The sequence below is a fragment of the Exiguobacterium sp. UBA6282 genome, assembly GCF_002440475.1.
Classification (GTDB): Bacteria; Bacillota; Bacilli; order Exiguobacteriales; family Exiguobacteriaceae; genus Exiguobacterium_A.
In genome coordinates this window covers 402-19,874 of the sequence record NZ_DJUM01000004.1, presented here as the reverse complement: position 1 = coordinate 19,874, position 19,473 = coordinate 402, and the positions used below count along the sequence as shown (strand labels likewise).

Sequence of the window (19,473 nt, the reverse complement as noted above, 5' to 3'; positions counted from 1 at the left end):
ATCCTCCTCATACCTATTCGTCAGCCGACTTTTTCCTCGGTGACGTCTTCGAGGCGTTGGCGCTCCATCTGTCCCCAGTTTCCTCGACCAGTCAAGAATTGAATCAATCCACCTAGTTTGAAGAAGACTAAAATCGGACGGTACCAGAACGACTCGGTCAAGGACCATAAATACAACCGAATCAATTCTTTGACGTTCTTGAATCGGTGCATCGTCCACTCTTCCAATAATACGGCACCTGCTGATAATAAGGAACCATAGAGTAAAGCGACGACCAATAAGACGATACCAAATTCAAAGTTAAGCGTCCCGACGAGCAGGTTGAGCGGAATGATGAAATATCCGATCAGTTCAACGATAGGTCCGAGTAATTCAATCAAAAAGAAATATAGCATCGAAACGCCACCAACAGAACCATACTTCGGATTACCGATCATGCGCTTATGGGTCCAGAGTGTCTCAGCTAGCCCACGGTGCCAACGTGTCCGTTGCGACCGCAACACTTCCATTGACTCCGGAGCTTGCGTCCAACAGACTGGTGCCGGAACGTACTCGATGCGTTTATCGAGTTTATTTTCCTTCATGTATCGGTGCAAACGAACGACAAGTTCCATATCCTCACCGACAAGTCCTTCCTTATATCCACCTGCCTGGACAACGATGTTCTTTTGGAACAGACCGAACGCACCAGAGACAATCAATAAGATGTTGAAACGGCTAAGTCCAAGGCGACCAAATAAGAATGCTCGGAAATATTCAATCATCTGCATCAAGACGATCCGTTGTTTTGGTGTCCGAATCTCGACGATTTCACCACCTTCAATCGTACAGCCATTGACGAGGAAGATTGAACCGCATGTCGCGACGACCTCTTCGTCGGACTCGACGATCGGTTTCATGACTTTTAATAGGGCATCCCGCTCTAAAATCGAATCCGCGTCAAGCGAGCAGAAATACGGATAACTGGAATGGTCGATACCGGCATTCAAGGCATCCGCCTTTCCACCATTCTCTTTATCGATAACGATCAAACGACTATCGATCCGCGAACGGTAGACTTGTTTGACCGGCTTCGAACCAATTAGAATCCTCGGATAGCGGATTTCCTTCTCCAGCTCATACGATCGGAACAATTCGTCCATCGTTCCGTCCTTTGAACCATCATTGATGACGATGACTTCATGCTCCGGATAGTCAAGTGCTAGCAAAGCTTGGACACTCGAGACGATCGTATATTCCTCATTGTACGCTGGTACAAGGATACTGACCGGCCGTGTATAGAGAGAGCGCATCAGTGGCAAGTAAGTGCTCTCTTTCCGACGGAAGCGTTGCCGTCGCACCATTTGAGCTGAAATCAGGTAAAGCATCGAATAGAACACGATGACGAGTAACATATAAATCAACACTGTCCATGAAAGGACTTCAATAATGGCTTGGATTGTCTCAGACGACATGATGTTTCATCTCCTTTGCCAACCGTTCTGTAGCTTTTTGACGCGCATAGCGGTCGGGGTGTGTACTTGATACCTTTGCCAATTGTTCGATCCCGCCACAAGCAAGCAGCGCATCAAAGGCAGCCGTCCGGACCCACCACGATCGACTACCGACAAACGGTAAGATCGCTGGTATCGCATCGGCTGGAACGACATGTTCTAGGAAACGAAGGGCAAGCATTTGCTCAACCCAACTTGATTCTTCTTCCAAGTAAGGCACATATAACTTCCAGTCCTCCTCAAGCCCGATTCGCGTGAGCGCACGAAGGGCACGTTTTCGGATTTCTGGATTTTCATCTGTCGTCTTGTCACGAACGAGTGCGATATAACGTGTCTCATCGCGATCAAAGATCAACTGAAGGATCGGTAACTTAAAGGACAGTGTCAATTCTTCAAACGCAGCCACCCATTCCTCTAAGTCTTGACTACGACCGACCGCAAGAATCGCACCGAAGAAACTAATCCCATTTTCTTGCTTGGCGATGGCGATCGCATCTTGCGGTGATAGTGAGACGAGGGTCCGAACGATGACATCGCTCTCTTCTTTTTCAATCGTGTTTCCCCAACGCGCATGAATCATCGGTGCGACTGCTACCAAACGGAATTGAGAGACGGCCTCATAAGCGTTCAAGCGACGGTCAATCCGGCGATGCTTCAATTGTTGTTCGTAATAGGCTTGCATATTAGCAGCGACAAAAGCTTGCACTCGTTCGAGATGTGCCGGTGTTGCCGTCAAGTTAGACAGTGCGAAGAGCTCAAGCTCAGCTAAATCCTCGTTTCCTTTTTGAACCGTCGGCATGTCCTGACGTTCACCTGTCGCATAGTCGTAGATGTCATCTCGAAAGACAAGTTGCCAATCGCTACGGGCATGCTCGCGGTTGGCACGTTTTCGTTTTTGAACGACGAGATAGACCAATGCTCCACCTTGTAAGAAAACGAGTACAACGATAAATACTAGAATCGCCTGCATCATCGGCCATCCTCAACTTTTCGGATCCACGCGCGGAATTCTTCGATTTTTAACGGAAGGGTCATAATGTAATCAACACCTCGGTCAATCGCAAGAACATGATCGCGTTCACGGTTGTACATCGAAATCATCATCGATTGGAACGGTGCGACACTCTGATGTTTTGCTCGCAGTAGTAATTCCAGCCCATCTGCTCGTGGTAATGCTGACGTAAACACGAGTAAGTACGGACGGGATGCTACGTACTCGTCAAGGAATGTCTCTGCTCGTTCGAATGTTACGAACCGTTCGAAGCGTTCCGTCAGTTCCCGTTCCATCATCCGACGGATATGCGGATCTTCCGTTACGACGACGACATCCGCGATATGATGGATTTTTTTATAACGCGCTAGCCGGTCAAGGACAAGCTCCCGCGATAGTGTCGCCGGTAGAATTTCTCGCGCATTTTCTAAACCATAGAAAGAAGTCTCTGTATTAAAATACACGACGGGAATTCGTTCCTCGATGACAGGTTCGCTTGCGAGAACGACATCGGCATAAGAAATGTCCGTCCGCACGCACCATCCCTCTTCAATCAATCCGTTGACCGCCTCCGGCATTTGTCCGACTGTGTGCACGAACAAGGTATTCGTCGACGATTGCCGGACGGTTTCTTCCGTCCATTCAATCGTCGAACTGACCTCACGATCTTGACTTGTTGATTCAAACGACTGATTGATTAATTTCCACATCTCTTCACGTCGCATTTAATTTCCTCCCTCAGTGAATGCTTTTTTCATCGTCCGATAGACAGGTTTCAGTTCTTCTCGCTGTTGCGGATTCGTCCACTCTGCCCAGTTGTAGAAACCACGATCTTTTTCAGGGATACGTGTCTCACCGACTTGACCTGTGACTTCGATTCCTTCCGTAATCATCTTCGCTTCTAATCCATCTTTCCAGAAGTCACCGATGATTTCATGTTTACTAGGGTCTCGCATATTCAAGACCATCCATGGAATACGGAGCTCTACGGTTGGTTTCGTGATATCTGAGATATCTGTCAAGATATCGTCTGGTTCTCCTTCATGTAGAACACCCGTGTCCCACTTGACGGCTGGTTTGACGATTTTTTTCGTCACCGGGTCGCGTCTTGCATAATCGAGCATTTGATAAATTGGAACGAACTTACCGCTGTCTTTTTGATCAGACGGTGGTTTTACCATCTCAAACGGCATCTTGAGACCATAGTGATAACGGAAGATATCATAACGAGCATCGACATCGATGCGCGCCTTCTGATCGATCGTCAGGCGATATTCCGCTCCTTCATCAAGCATCAACGGACCGACTTTCGTATTCCCATCGTTTGGTTTCGTCGATAGCGCAAGTGTCGTCGGCTCTGCTTTTTTCCGGTCGATACGCAAATAGAGATAGGCTTCGTCGGATGTCATATATATCGCTTGATCCTTATTTTCAGCGACTGGTGCATACCCTTTCCAATCATCCAATTTCCCGTCAATGACGATATCTGAACGTAGGAAACCAAGCATACCGAAATGTTGTTCGCTCGTCTGGACATTCGACCAACGGGGACGCGTATTGGCATCATCATAATCCATCGTGTTCCACGTCCGCTTGAACCATTCATCTTGCCAGATGAAGACGAGTCCACCGGCTGTTTTGACGTCTTTAATATCTTGATAGAGTTGTGCGACGAGTTCGCCTTGTTTCTTCTCACTGACATGCCCTTGATCGAAACCATTTGGTCCGAGGTGCGTCTTCCCGCGAGAACTCGGAATTCCGAATTCTGATACAAGTAGCGGCATATCATGATAATCCTTCATCTTCTTCAAGTAACGGGCATACGATTCAGATCCTTTGTCCGTTTTTTGACTGTACTCTTCCTTGATGAACGAAGGATAGTATGGATAGATGTGGTAAGACGCGAACAAGCCACCCGGGAAATCCTTCGTTGCTTTTAAGTGATTGAAATCAATGGAAACGAGGTCCTGTTCTTCCTCAATCTCTTTTGGGTGTTTCAACGGATCCGTCGTCGGCCAGTTCGTCGAACCGATTGGTCGTGTTGTGCCGTACTCTTTGATTTCGTGTGCAGTCGCCGTATCCATCCGACCTGCTAACCACGATTCGAAAGGAGACGCTTCTTTCGTCGTCGTTACGTATTGTCCTTCGAAACGTGTTCCTTTGTTCTTTTTATTTGTTTCAACGACAGCTTCCGGTAACCATTCGATTCCGAAGACGAATGCTGAAACGTATTGCGAGACGTCTGAAGTGTATGTTCCGGAAGCATGACCAACAACTTCTTTAACGACTGCGTTTCCATGAATGACATCAACCATTCGTTTTGCTTCCGTATCTGTCATCTTCATGAACTTTGGATCGAATGCATTTTTTAGTTCCTCGAACGGCTTCTCTTCGACCCACATGCCTTGCATGAGATAAATCGGTTGTTTCGCCTGTTCGTTGTAAGCTTTTAATGCATCGTAAAAAGCAGGAGGGTGCAACGTGTACACACGAATCGTATTGACCCCCATCGCTCCGATTTCCTTCAACCAACGATCATATTCGTTTCGGCTGATGGCATGTTCCCCAGGAAATGCACCTGGTCGACCAAGTCCAATGTTGACACCCTTAACGAAGTACGGCTTCCATTCACCATCTTGATACATCTCAAGTGTGTCCTGTCCTTCACGAGCTCGGGTCCGCAACTCTTGGTTACCGACCTTCGTTTTTGAAAGTGGTTTGACCTTCGCAGTTTGTGTCGAGATCCGTTTCGTATCCTCAAGAATCCGCGTCAGCGTCGGGGCGTAAATCTTCCAGAAGAACGCCGATTCACTTTCCGCACTATCGAGGATGAACTGTTTGCGGAACCAATCGAGACCACTGTATCGATAATAACGTGGGATATCCGCGACGTCCGTATAATCACCAGCAAAATAGTGACCACTTCCTTGCGTGACATACGCTGGAAACTCAAGCGGCAACTGGTATTTTCGAAGCATTGCTTGTGTCTGTTTCGAAGGGTTCCAAGAGAAATGCGCTTGTTGTTTCCCGCCATCTAGTTCAAGAATCTCGAACCAGTAGTTATAACGGACCTCATCTTTTGCATTCCCCTTATTTTGATCCCACTTGTAAAGTAAAGGAGTGTCATCATTGACGAAAAAAGCTTTTTCGGTCGAATCATTAATAAAAACATAACCCGGACCTGATAGTTTGAACTCTTTTTCTTTCGCTTGTGTTTTTAATTGAGCTACGACGTTTTTCTCAAGACCTTGCAGTTTTGTTAAATCTGGGAAAAATCGACCGATCCATCCTGTCCAAGCCGTCCCGAATAATTGTCGAAACGCATTGGACCGCTCGACTGACGTCGGACTTGCTGCTGTATTAAATTCCGCCACGACGGTTTTCCCTTGCGAAATCGCTTCAGTTGCGAGCTCGACGTCTTCTGTCGTCAAGCCACCACGATGTTCTTTTTTCCCGTTGACGTCATATGATTTTCCGTACGTATCCGTAAACAACAGCACATCTGCTTTAGAGGCTTGTCGTAACATTTTTTTACCTTGTGTACCATCATAACGGTTGATGTAGTCCGAATACGTATAATCTTGCCCTTGCATATTTCGGATCTTTAAGTGATTCAATAACCACGTCGTTCCGGCATGCTCTCGCTCTTCCGTTCCGTTCGTGTAATCAAATAGCGCAATGTTTAATGTCTTTTCCTGCTTCAAGAACCAAATGGCAAATGGTGTCAGAACGAGTAAGACGACGATTGCGAACGTCCATTTATAACGCCTCATATTGGCATAGCCTCCCACTAGAACAATTTGTTCCTATCATTGTAACGTGAATCAAATGATGTTCATATAATGGAAATCAAAAATGTTGTAAGGAAATAATTAGATACTATTTTTAGATTACTTTAAACCCTCATAAAAAAAACGTTTTGTTCTCCTATTATAGGAGAACAAAACGTTTCATTTTTTACAGAAGACGATAAATCGCTTCCCATGCGGCATCGACGCCTTCTCCTGTCTCAGATGAGAAAGGAATTAAGGTATCTTGACCATCAAATTGCAATTTACGTTTGATTGCCGCGATATGTTTATCACGTTGACTCTTTTTGATTTTATCGAGTTTTGTCGCAACGACGATGACCGGTAGATCGTAATACTTCAAGAAATCGTACATCGTCACGTCATCCGCAGACGGATCATGTCGGATGTCGACGAGCTGTACGACACCTTTGAGGATTTCACGTTGTGTGAAGTACTTCTCCATCATCTTGCCCCACGCTTCACGCTCCGTCTTCGAGACTTTCGCATACCCGTAACCCGGTACATCGACGAACATGACTTCATCATTGATGTTAAAGAAGTTCAAAGTTTGCGTTTTACCTGGTTTCGAAGATGTCCGCGCGAGTGCTTTTCGCTGAACCAGTTTATTGATGAAAGAGGACTTTCCGACATTCGATCGCCCTGCGAGTGCCACTTCTGGCAACAATGGCTCCGGATAATGTTCCGGGTTTACGCCACTCGTAATAAAATCAGCTTTATAAATTTTCATGTTACTCTCCTTTTAATGCATGTTCGAGCACTTGCTCCATCGTCGCGACCGGAATGAATTCCATTCCTGCGCGGACGCTTTCCGGGATATCATCGATGTCCCGCGTATTATCTTGTGGTAGAAGAACGGTCGTCAAGCCCGCACGATGTGCTGCGAGTGACTTTTCCTTTAGTCCACCGATCGGTAAGACCCGTCCACGTAGTGTGATTTCACCTGTCATCCCGACGTCCCGGCGAACCGGACGCTTCGTCAAGGCGGAAATCAGTGCTGTTGCCAGTGTGATACCAGCAGATGGACCATCTTTTGGTACAGCACCTTCAGGGACGTGGATGTGGATGTCTTGCGTTTCGTAGAAGTTCGGTTCGATGCCAAGGGACGTCGCATTTGCTCGGACGAAGCTGTACGCAGTCTGAGCGGACTCTTGCATGACGTCACCGAGTTTCCCGGTTAACTGCAGTTTCCCTTTACCCGGAGCAAGACTGACTTCGATCGTCAACGTATCGCCCCCAAAAGCAGTATACGCTAAACCAGTCACTGCGCCAATCATATCTTCTAGCTCGCCTTGACCATAACGATAGATCGGTTTACCTAGGAAATCATCTAGATTACGCTTCGTCACCGTCACCCGCTTCTTCTCACCCATCGCGATTTGTTTTGCTGCTTTCCGGCAAAGTGAGCCGAGGACACGTTCAAGATTACGGACACCGGCTTCTCGTGTATAACGACGAACTACTTCTTCTAGCGCGTCTGCTTTGACCGTCAATTGACTCTTTTTCAGACCGTGTTCAGCAAGTTGCTTCGATAATAGATGACGAACGGCAATTTCCGTCTTCTCTTGTTCCGTATAGCCACCAATCTGAATCAGTTCCATTCGGTCGAGCAACGGTCCTGGGATGTTCGAGACATCATTTGCTGTCGCAATGAAGAGGACATTTGATAAATCGAACGGTTCTTCGATGTAGTGATCGGAGAAGCTGTTGTTTTGTTCCGGATCAAGAACTTCAAGCATCGCGGACGATGGGTCACCACGGAAGTCATTTGACATCTTATCAATCTCATCCAGTAAGAAGACCGGGTTATTCGTTCCTGCTTGTTTTAAACCGCGGATGATTCGACCTGGCATCGCACCGATATACGTCCGGCGATGTCCACGGATCTCCGCTTCATCGCGCACGCCACCAAGTGAGACGCGGACAAACTTCCGCTCGAGCGCTGTTGCGATGGAGCGAGCAAGCGACGTTTTCCCGACTCCTGGAGGACCAGAAAGACAGAGAATCGGACCCCGTAGCGAATCCGTCAATTGACGAACAGCGAGATACTCAAGAATTCGTTCTTTGACCTTTTCTAGACCGTAATGATCCTTTTCGAGCTGTTCCGAAGCTGCTGAAACGTTCAAGAAATCATCGGTTGCTTCGTTCCACGGTAACGAGAAGAACCACTCGAGATAGTTGCGGATGACACCATGTTCCGGACTTGTCGCCGGTACGACAGCTAAACGACTGATTTCCTTCTCGACGTTCGCAACCGTCGTTTCCGGTAAATCAAGCATGGACAGTTGCTCCCGGTATTTCGTCGCATCGCTTTCAACGGACGCCGACTCGCCACCGAGTTCTTGTTGAATCGTCTTCAATTGTTCCCGCAAGTAATACTCGCGTTGCGATTGTTCAATCGTCTTCTTCGTCCGTTCACGCATCTCACGTTCGAGTTCGACGACTTCATATTCATGTTTCATGACGTCAAGCAACATCAATCCCCGTTCGACCGGATCCTGTTGTTCGAGGAACTCCTGTTTCTTCGAGATATCGATCGGTAACTTCGACGTGATATAGTCCGTCAATGAGTCGAGACGTTCATAGGTCTCGAACCGACGACGCTCATCTGTTCCGATGCCTTTGATACGAGAGACGAGTTGACCGAACTGTTCTTTAATTAGACGAACGAGCGCTTCTTGTTTCGCCCCTTTGATGTCCATCTTCTCGATTGGTTCGATGACTGCTTGATATCCTTCGTCCGTCTCCTCAACGTTTTCAATCCGGACGCGTTCCTTCCCGATAACGCGGACACGAACTGTATCATTCCCAAGTTCACTCATCTTCGCGATTTGAACAAGTGTACCGACCTGATGCAACCCGTCGACAGACGGCTCTGCTTCTGGATCACGTTGCGTGACGACGACGAGATCGATCTCGTGTTCCTTTGATGCAAGTAAGGCTTTTAAGGATACCGGACGCCCGACATCAATCGTCAATCCGATCAACGGATACGCGACGACACCGCGTAACGGTAAAAGTGGATATTGTTTTTTCTTCATTCGAATTCCTCCTAAACAAAAAGACTCGGAAAGGCGTACAAGTAGCCTCCGAGCCGATTTGTCACGGTGTTACGCCGTTTCTTTTTCTTTCCCATGTTCAATTGTACCATCTTTCAACTCAAGCGTTGGACCGCGCTTACCAGTCAACGTTTCTGCTGTAATGATGACTTTCGCGATGTCTTCACGCGATGGAATTTCGAACATGATATCTAGCATAGTTTCTTCGATGATTGAACGAAGACCACGCGCACCTGTTTTACGTTCGATTGCGAGCTTCGCAATCTCAAGAAGTGCATCTTCCGTGAAGTCGAGTTCGACATCATCAAGTTGAAGCATTTTCTTATATTGTTTCACGAGGGCGTTTTTCGGTTTCGTCAAGATTTGAACGAGTGCCTCTTCATCGAGTGGCTCGAGTGTTGCCATGACTGGCAAACGACCGATGAACTCAGGAATCAAACCAAACTTTTGAAGATCTTCTGGCAATGCGGCTGCTAGAATTTCTTTTTGTGTGAGGTTACGGTTCTCTGAATCGTTTCCGAAGCCGATGACTTTTTTACCGAGACGACGTTTGATCGACTGATCGATACCATCGAATGCTCCACCAACGATGAACAAGATGTTCGTCGTATCGATTTGGATGAATTCTTGATGCGGATGTTTGCGTCCACCTTGTGGAGGTACACTTGCAACAGTTCCTTCCAAAATCTTCAGCAAGGCTTGTTGAACACCCTCACCAGAAACATCACGTGTAATTGACGGATTTTCTGATTTACGAGCGATCTTATCGATCTCATCAATGTAGATGATTCCTTTTTCAGCCTTCTCGACATCATAGTCCGCTGCTTGGATGAGTTTCAACAGGATGTTCTCGACGTCTTCACCGACATAACCGGCTTCCGTCAAACTTGTTGCATCTGCAATCGCAAACGGTACGTTTAAGATACGTGCCATCGTTTGGGCAAGAAGTGTCTTACCGCTACCTGTTGGACCGATCATGACGATGTTTGATTTTGAGAGCTCGACATCATCTGCGCGACCACCAGCATTGATTCGTTTGTAGTGATTATACATCGCTACAGATAACGATTTTTTCGCTTTTTCTTGACCGATGACATAATCGTCAAGTGTCGTACGAATTTCATGCGGTTTTGGAACATTCTTCAGCTCGACTTCTTCTTCTGTACCGAGTTCTTCCTCTACGATTTCATTGCAGAGTTCGATACACTCGTCGCAAATGTAAACGCCAGGTCCAGCAACAAGTTTGCGTACTTGTTCTTGTGTCTTTCCACAGAAAGAACATTTTAGCTGACCTTTTTCTTCGTTGAATTTAAACATAAAGGTCCACCCCTTTAACGTGGAAATTGTATGGACGCCTGTAGCATCCCGTCTCACGTTTTACTATTTATGATTGTAGCATGAACAAGGAAAGTCTTTCAAATCCTGGACGAACGATTTACAGTTTGATGTCCTGAACCAAGGATTGTTTGTCCTTGTTTGACCTATCGTACAAAAAAATCGACTCCAAGACCAGAAATTGGGCTTGAAGTCGATCGAAAACCATGAAATGGCTTATTTTGCTTTTGCGTTGTCGACGAGAACATCGATAGCTTTACGGAATTGAAGATCGCCTTTAAGCGTTTCAAGACCACCTTGTGGTGCAAGCATCGTTTCAAGTTGATCTGCAGGGATGTTGTAGAGTTCTGACATTGATTGAAGTTCAGTTTGTGTTTCCTCATCTGTTACTTCGATTTTTTCGTCAGCAACGATTTGCTTAAGGACGAGACGTGCCTTAACGCGCTCTTCCGCTTGCTCTTTCATTTCAGAACGCATTGCCTCTTCTGTCGTTCCAGTCAACTGGAAGTACATGTTGAGGTCGATGCCTTGTGATTGAATACGTTGTGTGAACTCTTGAACCATACGCTCGACTTCGTTTTCGACCATGACTTCTGGAAGATCAACTGTCGCGTTTTTCGTAGCCGCTTCGACTAACTCATCGCGCATTGAAGCATCAGCTTCTTGTTTGCGTGTGTTTTCGAGACGCGTACGGATTTTTGTTTTCAACTCGTCGAGTGAAGAAACTTCTTCATCCATCTCTTTTGCGAACTCATCTGTCAATTCAGGGAGCTCTTGCGCTTTGACTTCATGGATTGTTACTTTGAATGTAACTGGTTTTCCAGCGAGTGATGCTTCGTGGTATTCCTCTGGGAATGTCACTTCAAGATCTTTTTGCTCGCCAGTTTTTAAACCGATCATTTGCTCTTCGAATCCAGGAATGAAGTTTCCAGAACCGATGACGAGTGAGTAGTTCTCAGCAGTTCCGCCGTCGAATTGGTTTTCCCCATCGAAACCTGCGAAGTCGAATACGACTGTATCGCCATTCTCGATGACGCCATCTTCTTTAACGACGAGTTCTGCACCGCGTTCTTGCAATGTTTTGAGTTCAGCGTCGACGTCTTCGTCAGTAACGTTCGTTTCAACTGCTGTGTACTCAAGACCTTTGTACTCACCGAGTGTAGCTTCTGGCTCGATGACGAACGTGATTTTGAATTCGACTGGCTTGCCTTTTTCGAGTGTTTCAACGTCGATGTTTTCAAGCGCGATTGGCTCGATTCCTGATTCGACGACTGCACCTTCGATTGTGTCCTTATAAAGGATATCGAGTGCATCTTGGTACAGTGCTTCTTCACCGTACATTTTGTTGAACATTGCGCGTGGCATTTTTCCTTTACGGAAACCTGGTGTGTTCAAAGTCTTAACGACTTTCTTGAACGCTTGGTCTACCGCTTTATCAAATGCTTCAGCAGGCGCTTCATACGTGAGGACGCCGAGGCTACCTGATTGTTTTTCCCATTTTGCAGTCATGCTGAGTCCCTCCAAAATTGTCAATTAGCGTACATGTGTGTACAACAAGTCACATTATAGCACAATCGTTCTGACGATTACCACTGTTGAACGAATCGTTTCCAGATGTCTCAATCGAAGTAAATCTGCTCGAATGCGATGACTTCCGGATAGAGGATATGCACCCCCTGATATAATCGCTTCGCTAGCGGACTCAAGTCACGTTCCGGCTCTTCTTTTTCAAACGACAGACCGGCTAGTTCTTCGCATGCGAGAAGCCACTTCTCCATATCCGACCCGATTGCTTCTCGTTCTTCAAGATGAATCAACTGGTCCGAACGTAAGACGAGCAAGGCTCGAAAAGGATCCATTTTTTCTAATGTATGCATCGATGCGAGTAACGCTTGTTGTTCCTGTTGATGCGCAATCAGCACTTCTTCTAAATCTTGACGCGTCGAGATCGTCCAGTGTACATCTAAATGTGGCACATAAATGTCTGCCGGATAGGACAGATGCTCAATCACACTTCCTAATAACTGATCGATGACGAGTAGGCTTTGATGTTCTGTATCCTGAGCACGAAGATACTTGTGTGTGATGTAGTCAAAGAGCGCAGGTGTCCGTTCGAATTCAGCACCAGCCAAATGGCGCATTTGTTCGACCCAGCTTCCATGTTGCAACACATGCATCAACGCCGTTCCGGAAGTTACAGTACTCTGAGTAACATTGTTTTTTTGAACCGGTGTCGTCTTTTGTTCTCGCACCGTCATCCGCTGTTTGATCTCGTCTAACCGAAGCGCAAGTCCATACGGCAGATACGGTGACGCCGAGCGTAGAGCGAGCTTCATTGGATACCGTTCTCCGAGTTCATAAAGAAAGAGTGCGAGCACTTGCTCCACACCCTCGACTTCAAGAAAACGTTCTGCTACAGTTTCGTATCGTTCACGGTCATGCAGTAATAGCGGTTGAATGACATAGAGTCGGTATAATACGTCTTCTCCTGTCAATTGGTCAGTCTCTAATTCCTTGACCAGCCGTTCCTGTTCAGATGCGGGCAAACGGAGGATGCGCACTCGTTCCGCTTCTAATTCGTGTTCCATCCAGCGGGATGTCCCCATTTTCCGACACTCCTTTTAATTCACTGTTCAGTTTGTGAATGGATCAAGCAATGATGTCCAGTTCGTGATCGCCTCTTGTAATTTCCCTGCTTGTTCGATGCCAAGACGATTTAATGTATCGAGAGAGACGTCTGTTTCAAGAAGTCGTGTGATATCTTCTGATTGATTCACGAACTGCTCGAGCTTTGCACTTAAATTTTGTAACTCTTGCGGTGGATTTTCAAGTCCCGCCAATCGTTGGTCGATTTGGTCCAGCTCTTGATTGAACTGATCAATCGTTCCGTTTTCCTTTAACTTTTCGACTTGTTGGTCGAGCGCTTGCTCCGGATTCGTGGATTCGCGTGCTTTCGCAGCCGCTTCATTCAAAGAAGAAGATAAGTCTGACGTGACTTGTGCCGTATCTTTCGCAATCCCTTGAAGTTCTCCAGCATAATCGACACTATTTTTCACATCGTTGACCTGTTGTTTTGCATCATCAACTGTATTTGAAATCTCACTACACCCTACAAGAAACGTACTGAGTAACAGGACTGTACCAACTTTCTTCCACATCGCTTTCATCCCTTTCGAGTTCATGATACCTTAATTATAAACGAAAATTGAAATAAAAAAAAGAGACCGCCCTCGTAAGGGCAGTCTCTATTTTAATTATAGCGTCCCAAGAGGGATTCGAACCCCCGACCGACGGCTTAGAAGGCCGTTGCTCTATCCTGCTGAGCTATTGGGACGTGTCAACACGAATAAACTATACTAGAACAATTCTTTCGTGTCAATCACATTACAAAGATTGCATTTATTTTATTACAAAAATGTTCCGTCGAGGTGAAGTGCATTGACGCGATCCCCGTTCATGTCAAGAAAATCGACAGAATAGCGGTCTTGTTCTACTTCAAGAATCGCATACGTCTTGTCTGGGCGATGGCGTGGCATCCGAATCGATCCTGGATTGATGAATAACACACCATCCCGATACTCCGCCTTCGCAACATGAGAATGACCATACAAAACGATATCAGCTTGCTTTTCGTTCGCATGATGTTGCAAGACATCTAGGCTATATTTGACGTCCTGACGATGTCCGTGGACACAGAGGACCTTATGCTCGTCCATTTCCGACGTGACTTCTTCCGGGAAATCGTGTCCATAATCACAGTTCCCCCGTACAACACGATATGGATATAACGATTCAATGTCGCGTGTCAATTGAGAGTCTCCACAATGAAAAGCCAAATCCACGTCCTGATGCCGTTCGAATATCGTAAGCAGTTCTTGTTCTAGTCCATGGCTATCACTAACGATCAACGCTCTCATTTTCATCACACTCCTAGGAAAGTAGTTAAGTCCTGTTCGAGCTTGCGCAATGCATTGCCACGATGACTGATCATCGCTTTTTCTTCTTTCGTCAACTCAGCAGCCGTTTGTCCACTTGCCGTGACGAACAATGGGTCATAACCGAAACCGTTCGATCCCGTTGCTTCAAAACCGATTCGCCCTTCCATTGTTCCGCGTACCGTCAATGTTTCGCCTGTTGGTTTTGCTAGCGCGAGTACACAAACGAAGCGTGCCGTCCGCTCCTCTTCCGGAACACCTTCTAACTTTTCAAGTAGTAGAGCGTTGTTCGCTGCATCCGACTTTTCAAGACCCGCGAAGCGTGCCGAGTAGACACCTGGAGCGCCATCTAAAGCATCGACTTCAAGACCTGAATCGTCAGCAAGTACTGCGTGACCAAAGTAGGCTGCTGCTTCTGTTGCTTTTAAGAGTGCATTCTCCTCGAATGTTTCACCTGTCTCATCCGTTTCTTTAGCATCCGAATGATCGAGTAACGACTCGACTGTATAGCCGAGACGCCCAAGCATGCTTTCGAGTTCCTTCACTTTACCAGCGTTATGTGTTGCGACGATGACTTTCATTTATGTTCCCCCACTTCTTCTCCTACATACCACCACGAAACACCGAGTGCCTCGCGACCGGCTTCAATCAGTTCCTTAATACCTTTTTCCCCAAGTTCGAGCATTTCGAGCATCTCTTGACGGGAAAAGGTCGACTCTTCTCCTGTTGCTTGCATCTCGACGATTTTACCGGATGAGGTCATGACGAGATTGAAGTCGACTTCAGCTGCAGCATCCTCTTCGTAGCATAAATCAAGTAAGGCATTCGATTCGACAATTCCAACTGAGATGGCGGCGATGCCCTCTTTGATTGGTGTATCGGTCAGTTTTCCCGCTTGAATCAGTTGATCGATAGCTCGAACGAGTGCTAAAAATCCACCGGTGATCGATGCTGTTCGTGTTCCGCCATCAGCTTGAATGACGTCACAATCGATCCAGATCGTCCGTTCACCAAGTTTTTCTAGATCGACGACCGCCCGAAGCGATCGGCTAATGAGACGTTGGATTTCCATCGTCCGTCCCGTCTGTTTGCCGCGAACGGCTTCTCGTGCAGTCCGCTGAGCGGTTGCCCGCGGTAACATCGAATATTCCGCATTGATCCAGCCTTGGTGTTTTCCACGCAGAAATGGTGGTACCCTTTCCTCGACGGTCGCCGTGCAGAGGACTTTCGTATCACCCAGTTCAATCAAAATCGAACCTTCCGCGTGTTTATTGATGTCAACCGATAACTGTACTGGACGGAGATCGTCCGCCGTTCGTTGGTCTGTCCGCATTTAATCTTCCTCCGTTCCAAGGACGATGCGCTCCGCATGAATGGGCTGATCGAGCCAGTCCGTTGCAATTTGGTCGAATGAGCGGATATCGCCTGTCGCGTAATAACGATGTTCTGGTGTTTGTGTCACATCTGCTGAAATCGTGTTGTAGTCAAGTAGTGCTGCTACTTCGAGTGCGGTTTCATCCCCTGAAGAGATGAGTTGAACGCCTGGTCCGATGACCCGTCCAATGACATCTGCTAAGAGCGGATAATGGGTGCACCCGAGTATTAGTGTATCCATATCGTAATTCATTAAAGGTCGTAGCGTATTCGCAACGACACGTTCGACGTATGCGCCATCCGTCTGCATCGACTCGACGAGCGGAACGAATGGCGGGCACGCTAACGATTCAACGACAACTTGTCCTTCAACATGTCGTAACGCCTTCTCGTAGGAATTACTTGTAATCGTCATTTTCGTTCCGATGACACCGATTCGTTTCGTACGTGTCACCTTGACTGCTGCACGGGCACCCGGATCGATGACACCGATGACAGGTATATTTAAACGTTCTCGCGCTTCTTTTAAGACGACAGCCGTAGCTGTATTACAGGCGATCACGATCAATTTCACATCTTGTTGTACGAGATAATCAATCATCTCCCACGTAAACTCACGAATCTCTTCTTCTGGACGCGGACCATACGGACAACGTAGTGTATCCCCGACATAGATGATTCGCTCATGGGGCAACTGTCGCATCAATTCACGTGCGACCGTCAATCCACCGACTCCGGAATCCAGTACTCCAATCGCTCGATTCACTCTTCTCCACCTCTTTCTCTCAATCTTATGGTAACAAAAAAGGACGACGGTGCAAGACCGGCGTCCGAGAATGTACGATTACAGGATTACTGAGCAAGACCTTCGCTAGTCAGCATATCTGAAAGAGTCGTGATTGCTTCAGAAGCATCGTCACCGTTTGCAACGATTTTGATATCTGAATCTTTCGCGATTCCGAGTGAAAGAACACCCATGATTGACTTCAAGTTGACAGTCTTTCCGTTGTATTCCAAGTTGATGTCTGATTGGAATTTAGATGCTGTGTTGACGAGCTGAGTAGCGGGACGAGCGTGAATGCCTGAATCCGCGATGACTTTGAATGTTTTTTCCATGATTAAGAAATCTCCCTTCACTAATAACGTACTAGTGAGTCGTTTTCGAATATGTGAACTCATTATCAAATGATAACGGATTCGAATCGATTCTGCAAGGAATTTTTATATGTCTCACTCCATGGGAATGCTTTCCCGGCACGATTGATTTGTACCATCGATGTCCGTCCTGTGAACATCAGTTCACCCTGCTCATCAAATGCCGCATAATGGACGTCACACGATGCACTTCCGACATGTACTGGGTACGCATAGACGGCGAGACGTGTCCGTGGATACACTTGGCGAATGTAATTACACTGGGCATCCGCAACGACGATGATCCCGTCTTCTGCAAGCGAGTATCCGGTCTCCTCTAACATCAATGTCCGAACGTCCTCGAAATAGACGAACGGTACCCGGTTATTCATATGACCATAGGCATCCGTCTCTGCAAAACGAACAGCGACGTCGAGTCGTGTTCCATGTTTCATTTGTTCAAGCCATGATTCGAGTTCTGGAATATAAGCTGGTACGCGCACAATCGGTTCCTCCTGTCTGAATGAAAAAAGAAGGAGCAGGCTCCTTCTTTAATAACTTATGAACTAACTGCTTCACCTGTCCGTCCTTCGTCACTACCGAAGAACTTCTTGAATGAGTGAAGTGTCGTTTGACGGTTCATCGCTGCGATCGAAGTCGTCAGCGGAATGCCTTTCGGACAAACCTCGACACAGTTTTGAGCATTACCGCACTGCATGATCCCGCCATCTTCCATCAACGCTTCAAGACGTTCTTCCTTATGGAAGGCACCTGTTGGATGCGAGTTGAATAGACGAACTTGTGAGATCGATGCTGGTCCGATGAACGTCGAACGATCGTTGACGTTCGGACATGCTTCGAGACACACGCCACATGTCATACATTTCGATAACTCATACGCCCATTGACGTTTGTTCTCTGGCATCCGTGGTCCTGGACCTAAGTCGTACGTTCCATCGATCGGAACCCATGCTTTAACCTTTTTCAACGCATCAAACATGCGCTGACGGTCGACTTGAAGGTCACGAACGATTGGGAATGTCTGCATCGGTTGAAGGCGGATCGGTTGTTCGAGTTTATCGACGAGTGCCGTACACGATTGACGTGGTGTACCGTTGATGACCATGGAACAAGCGCCACATACTTCTTCTAGACAACCCATATCCCAGTTGATCGGTGTCGTTTTTTCACCGGCTGCATTCACAGGATTACGACGAATCTCCATTAAAGCAGAGATGACGTTCATGTTCGGACGGTACGGAATTTCAAACGCTTCATCATACGGTTTACCATCAGGTCCATCTTGACGTTGAACGATGAATTGAACCGATTTTTGCGTAGTAGATGATTCGAGTGGTGTCGCCATTATGCTTTCACCTCTTTCTTCGACTTCTTACTGTAGTCGCGTTTCCGCGGTGGAATCAACGACGTGTCGACATCTTCATAGAAGATTTCTGGATGACCATTCGTATAACGAGCCATCGTTGTCTTCAAGAACTGTTCATCATTACGTTCCGGGAAGTCCGGTTTGTAGTGCGCCCCGCGACTCTCGTCACGTTTTAAGGCACCGAGCGTAATTGCTTCGGCTAGGTCGAGCATGTGATCGAGCTGACGGATGAACGACGCTCCTTGATTACTCCAACGCGCTGTGTCCGTTGCCGAAATGCGCGTGAACCGATCACGAAGTTCCTTGATTTTCGTGAGTGTCTCTTCGAGCTTATCGTTATAACGGACGACCGTGACATTATCCGTCATGATTTCTCCAAGTTCACGGTGGATCTGATACGCGTTTTCTGTACCTTCCATCGATAAGATATCGTTAAAACGATTGATTTCTTCAATCTTATGCGCTTCGACGACGTCTTCGCTCATCTCATGAACCGATGTCTCAAGTTCATTCATATACGCGATCGCTGACGGTCCGGCGACCATTCCGCCATATACCGCAGAAAGAAGTGAATTCGCTCCGAGACGGTTTCCTCCGTGCATCGAATAATCACATTCGCCTGCTGCAAATAGTCCAGGAATATTCGTCATCTGATCATAGTCGACCCATAGTCCACCCATTGAATAGTGAACAGCCGGGAAAATTTTCATCGGTACTTTTCGTGGATCATCACCGACGAACTTTTCGTAGATTTCAAGGATTCCACCGAGTTTGACGTCGAGTTCTTTTGCGTCTTTATGTGATAGATCAAGATAAACCATGTTCTCCCCGTTGACGCCGAGTTTTTGATTGACACAGACGTCAAAAATCTCGCGTGTCGCGATATCTCGTGGGACAAGGTTTCCGTATGCCGGATATTTCTCTTCAAGGAAGTACCAAGGTTTACCGTCTTTATA

18 protein-coding genes and 1 tRNA gene are annotated in these 19,473 nt (G+C 46.8%); all 19 read right to left on the bottom strand.

Annotated features, from left to right (window positions below; genetic code table 11):
* Positions 1 to 20 precede the first annotated feature (20 nt).
* The gene (locus B2751_RS00505) at positions 21 to 1,454 is read right to left on the bottom strand and encodes a glycosyltransferase family 2 protein (protein WP_290772032.1); all 1,434 of its coding nucleotides are present in this window, start codon (positions 1,452 to 1,454) and stop codon (positions 21 to 23) included.
* Positions 1,444 to 2,463, bottom strand: coding sequence for a HEAT repeat domain-containing protein (locus tag B2751_RS00500; protein WP_290772029.1), 1,020 nt, complete (start codon positions 2,461 to 2,463; stop codon positions 1,444 to 1,446). The genes B2751_RS00505 and B2751_RS00500 overlap by 11 nt, the downstream gene beginning before the upstream one ends.
* Positions 2,463 to 3,209 carry a response regulator gene (locus B2751_RS00495; protein ID WP_035406415.1) on the bottom strand — a complete coding sequence of 249 codons (747 nt, stop codon included), beginning with the start codon at positions 3,207 to 3,209 and terminating at the stop codon, positions 2,463 to 2,465. The genes B2751_RS00500 and B2751_RS00495 overlap by 1 nt, the downstream gene beginning before the upstream one ends.
* The gene (locus tag B2751_RS00490) at positions 3,210 to 6,257 is read right to left on the bottom strand and encodes a hypothetical protein (RefSeq protein ID WP_290772027.1); all 3,048 of its coding nucleotides are present in this window, start codon (positions 6,255 to 6,257) and stop codon (positions 3,210 to 3,212) included.
* 184 nt (positions 6,258 to 6,441) lie between these two features.
* A complete protein-coding gene (yihA, locus tag B2751_RS00485; RefSeq protein WP_023468975.1) occupies positions 6,442 to 7,023 on the bottom strand; it encodes a ribosome biogenesis GTP-binding protein YihA/YsxC in 582 nt (193 codons plus the stop codon).
* A 1-nt stretch (position 7,024) separates the two neighbouring features.
* Positions 7,025 to 9,334, bottom strand: a complete 2,310-nt coding sequence (lon, locus tag B2751_RS00480) for an endopeptidase La (RefSeq protein WP_035406409.1) — start codon at positions 9,332 to 9,334, stop codon at positions 7,025 to 7,027.
* A 69-nt stretch (positions 9,335 to 9,403) separates the two neighbouring features.
* Positions 9,404 to 10,669, bottom strand: coding sequence for an ATP-dependent protease ATP-binding subunit ClpX (gene clpX, locus B2751_RS00475; protein ID WP_023468977.1), 1,266 nt, complete (start codon positions 10,667 to 10,669; stop codon positions 9,404 to 9,406).
* Between the two features lie 234 nt (positions 10,670 to 10,903).
* Positions 10,904 to 12,196, bottom strand: a complete 1,293-nt coding sequence (gene tig, locus B2751_RS00470; protein ID WP_290772025.1) for a trigger factor — start codon at positions 12,194 to 12,196, stop codon at positions 10,904 to 10,906.
* Between the two features lie 110 nt (positions 12,197 to 12,306).
* Positions 12,307 to 13,293 (bottom strand): hypothetical protein, encoded by a 987-nt coding sequence (locus B2751_RS00465; protein ID WP_056062604.1) that lies wholly within the window; start codon positions 13,291 to 13,293, stop codon positions 12,307 to 12,309.
* A 27-nt stretch (positions 13,294 to 13,320) separates the two neighbouring features.
* Positions 13,321 to 13,845, bottom strand: a complete 525-nt coding sequence (locus B2751_RS00460) for a hypothetical protein (RefSeq protein ID WP_231496831.1) — start codon at positions 13,843 to 13,845, stop codon at positions 13,321 to 13,323.
* A gap of 102 nt (positions 13,846 to 13,947) precedes the next feature.
* Positions 13,948 to 14,021, bottom strand: a tRNA-Arg gene (locus tag B2751_RS00455).
* Positions 14,022 to 14,094: 73 nt separating this feature from the next.
* Entirely contained in the window at positions 14,095 to 14,604 is a 510-nt protein-coding gene (locus B2751_RS00450) for a metallophosphoesterase family protein (RefSeq protein WP_214852973.1), read from the bottom strand.
* Between the two features lie 5 nt (positions 14,605 to 14,609).
* A complete protein-coding gene (locus B2751_RS00445; protein WP_056062611.1) occupies positions 14,610 to 15,203 on the bottom strand; it encodes an XTP/dITP diphosphatase in 594 nt (197 codons plus the stop codon).
* A complete protein-coding gene (gene rph / locus B2751_RS00440; RefSeq protein ID WP_290772021.1) occupies positions 15,200 to 15,955 on the bottom strand; it encodes a ribonuclease PH in 756 nt (251 codons plus the stop codon). Before rph ends, B2751_RS00445 begins: the two co-directional genes overlap by 4 nt.
* Entirely contained in the window at positions 15,956 to 16,762 is an 807-nt protein-coding gene (racE, locus tag B2751_RS00435) for a glutamate racemase (RefSeq protein WP_035406391.1), read from the bottom strand.
* An 86-nt stretch (positions 16,763 to 16,848) separates the two neighbouring features.
* Positions 16,849 to 17,112 carry a phosphocarrier protein HPr gene (locus B2751_RS00430; RefSeq protein ID WP_012371023.1) on the bottom strand — a complete coding sequence of 88 codons (264 nt, stop codon included), beginning with the start codon at positions 17,110 to 17,112 and terminating at the stop codon, positions 16,849 to 16,851.
* A 65-nt stretch (positions 17,113 to 17,177) separates the two neighbouring features.
* On the bottom strand, positions 17,178 to 17,633 hold the full coding sequence (locus B2751_RS00425) for an acyl-CoA thioesterase (RefSeq protein WP_035406388.1): 456 nt from the start codon (positions 17,631 to 17,633) through the stop codon (positions 17,178 to 17,180).
* 56 nt (positions 17,634 to 17,689) lie between these two features.
* Positions 17,690 to 18,496 carry a succinate dehydrogenase iron-sulfur subunit gene (gene sdhB, locus B2751_RS00420; protein WP_023468986.1) on the bottom strand — a complete coding sequence of 269 codons (807 nt, stop codon included), beginning with the start codon at positions 18,494 to 18,496 and terminating at the stop codon, positions 17,690 to 17,692.
* Positions 18,496 to 19,473, bottom strand: a 978-nt coding sequence (locus tag B2751_RS00415; protein ID WP_290772018.1) for an FAD-binding protein, incomplete at its 5' end; no start/stop codon positions are given. The genes sdhB and B2751_RS00415, both read right to left, overlap by 1 nt.

Coding starts and splice junctions, on each gene's coding strand:
- B2751_RS00465 (WP_056062604.1), bottom strand. CDS start 13,293: ATGGGGACATCCCGCTGGATGGAACACGAATTAGAAGCGGAACGAGTG.
- tig (WP_290772025.1), bottom strand. CDS start 12,196: ATGACTGCAAAATGGGAAAAACAATCAGGTAGCCTCGGCGTCCTCACG.
- B2751_RS00500 (WP_290772029.1), bottom strand. CDS start 2,463: ATGCAGGCGATTCTAGTATTTATCGTTGTACTCGTTTTCTTACAAGGT.
- B2751_RS00450 (WP_214852973.1), bottom strand. CDS start 14,604: ATGAGAGCGTTGATCGTTAGTGATAGCCATGGACTAGAACAAGAACTG.
- yihA (WP_023468975.1), bottom strand. CDS start 7,023: ATGAAAATTTATAAAGCTGATTTTATTACGAGTGGCGTAAACCCGGAA.
- B2751_RS00490 (WP_290772027.1), bottom strand. CDS start 6,257: ATGAGGCGTTATAAATGGACGTTCGCAATCGTCGTCTTACTCGTTCTG.
- sdhB (WP_023468986.1), bottom strand. CDS start 18,496: ATGGCGACACCACTCGAATCATCTACTACGCAAAAATCGGTTCAATTC.
- B2751_RS00430 (WP_012371023.1), bottom strand. CDS start 17,112: ATGGAAAAAACATTCAAAGTCATCGCGGATTCAGGCATTCACGCTCGT.
- rph (WP_290772021.1), bottom strand. CDS start 15,955: ATGCGGACAGACCAACGAACGGCGGACGATCTCCGTCCAGTACAGTTA.
- lon (WP_035406409.1), bottom strand. CDS start 9,334: ATGAAGAAAAAACAATATCCACTTTTACCGTTACGCGGTGTCGTCGCG.
- clpX (WP_023468977.1), bottom strand. CDS start 10,669: ATGTTTAAATTCAACGAAGAAAAAGGTCAGCTAAAATGTTCTTTCTGT.
- B2751_RS00445 (WP_056062611.1), bottom strand. CDS start 15,203: ATGAAAGTCATCGTCGCAACACATAACGCTGGTAAAGTGAAGGAACTC.
- B2751_RS00495 (WP_035406415.1), bottom strand. CDS start 3,209: ATGCGACGTGAAGAGATGTGGAAATTAATCAATCAGTCGTTTGAATCA.
- B2751_RS00460 (WP_231496831.1), bottom strand. CDS start 13,845: ATGTGGAAGAAAGTTGGTACAGTCCTGTTACTCAGTACGTTTCTTGTA.
- B2751_RS00505 (WP_290772032.1), bottom strand. CDS start 1,454: ATGTCGTCTGAGACAATCCAAGCCATTATTGAAGTCCTTTCATGGACA.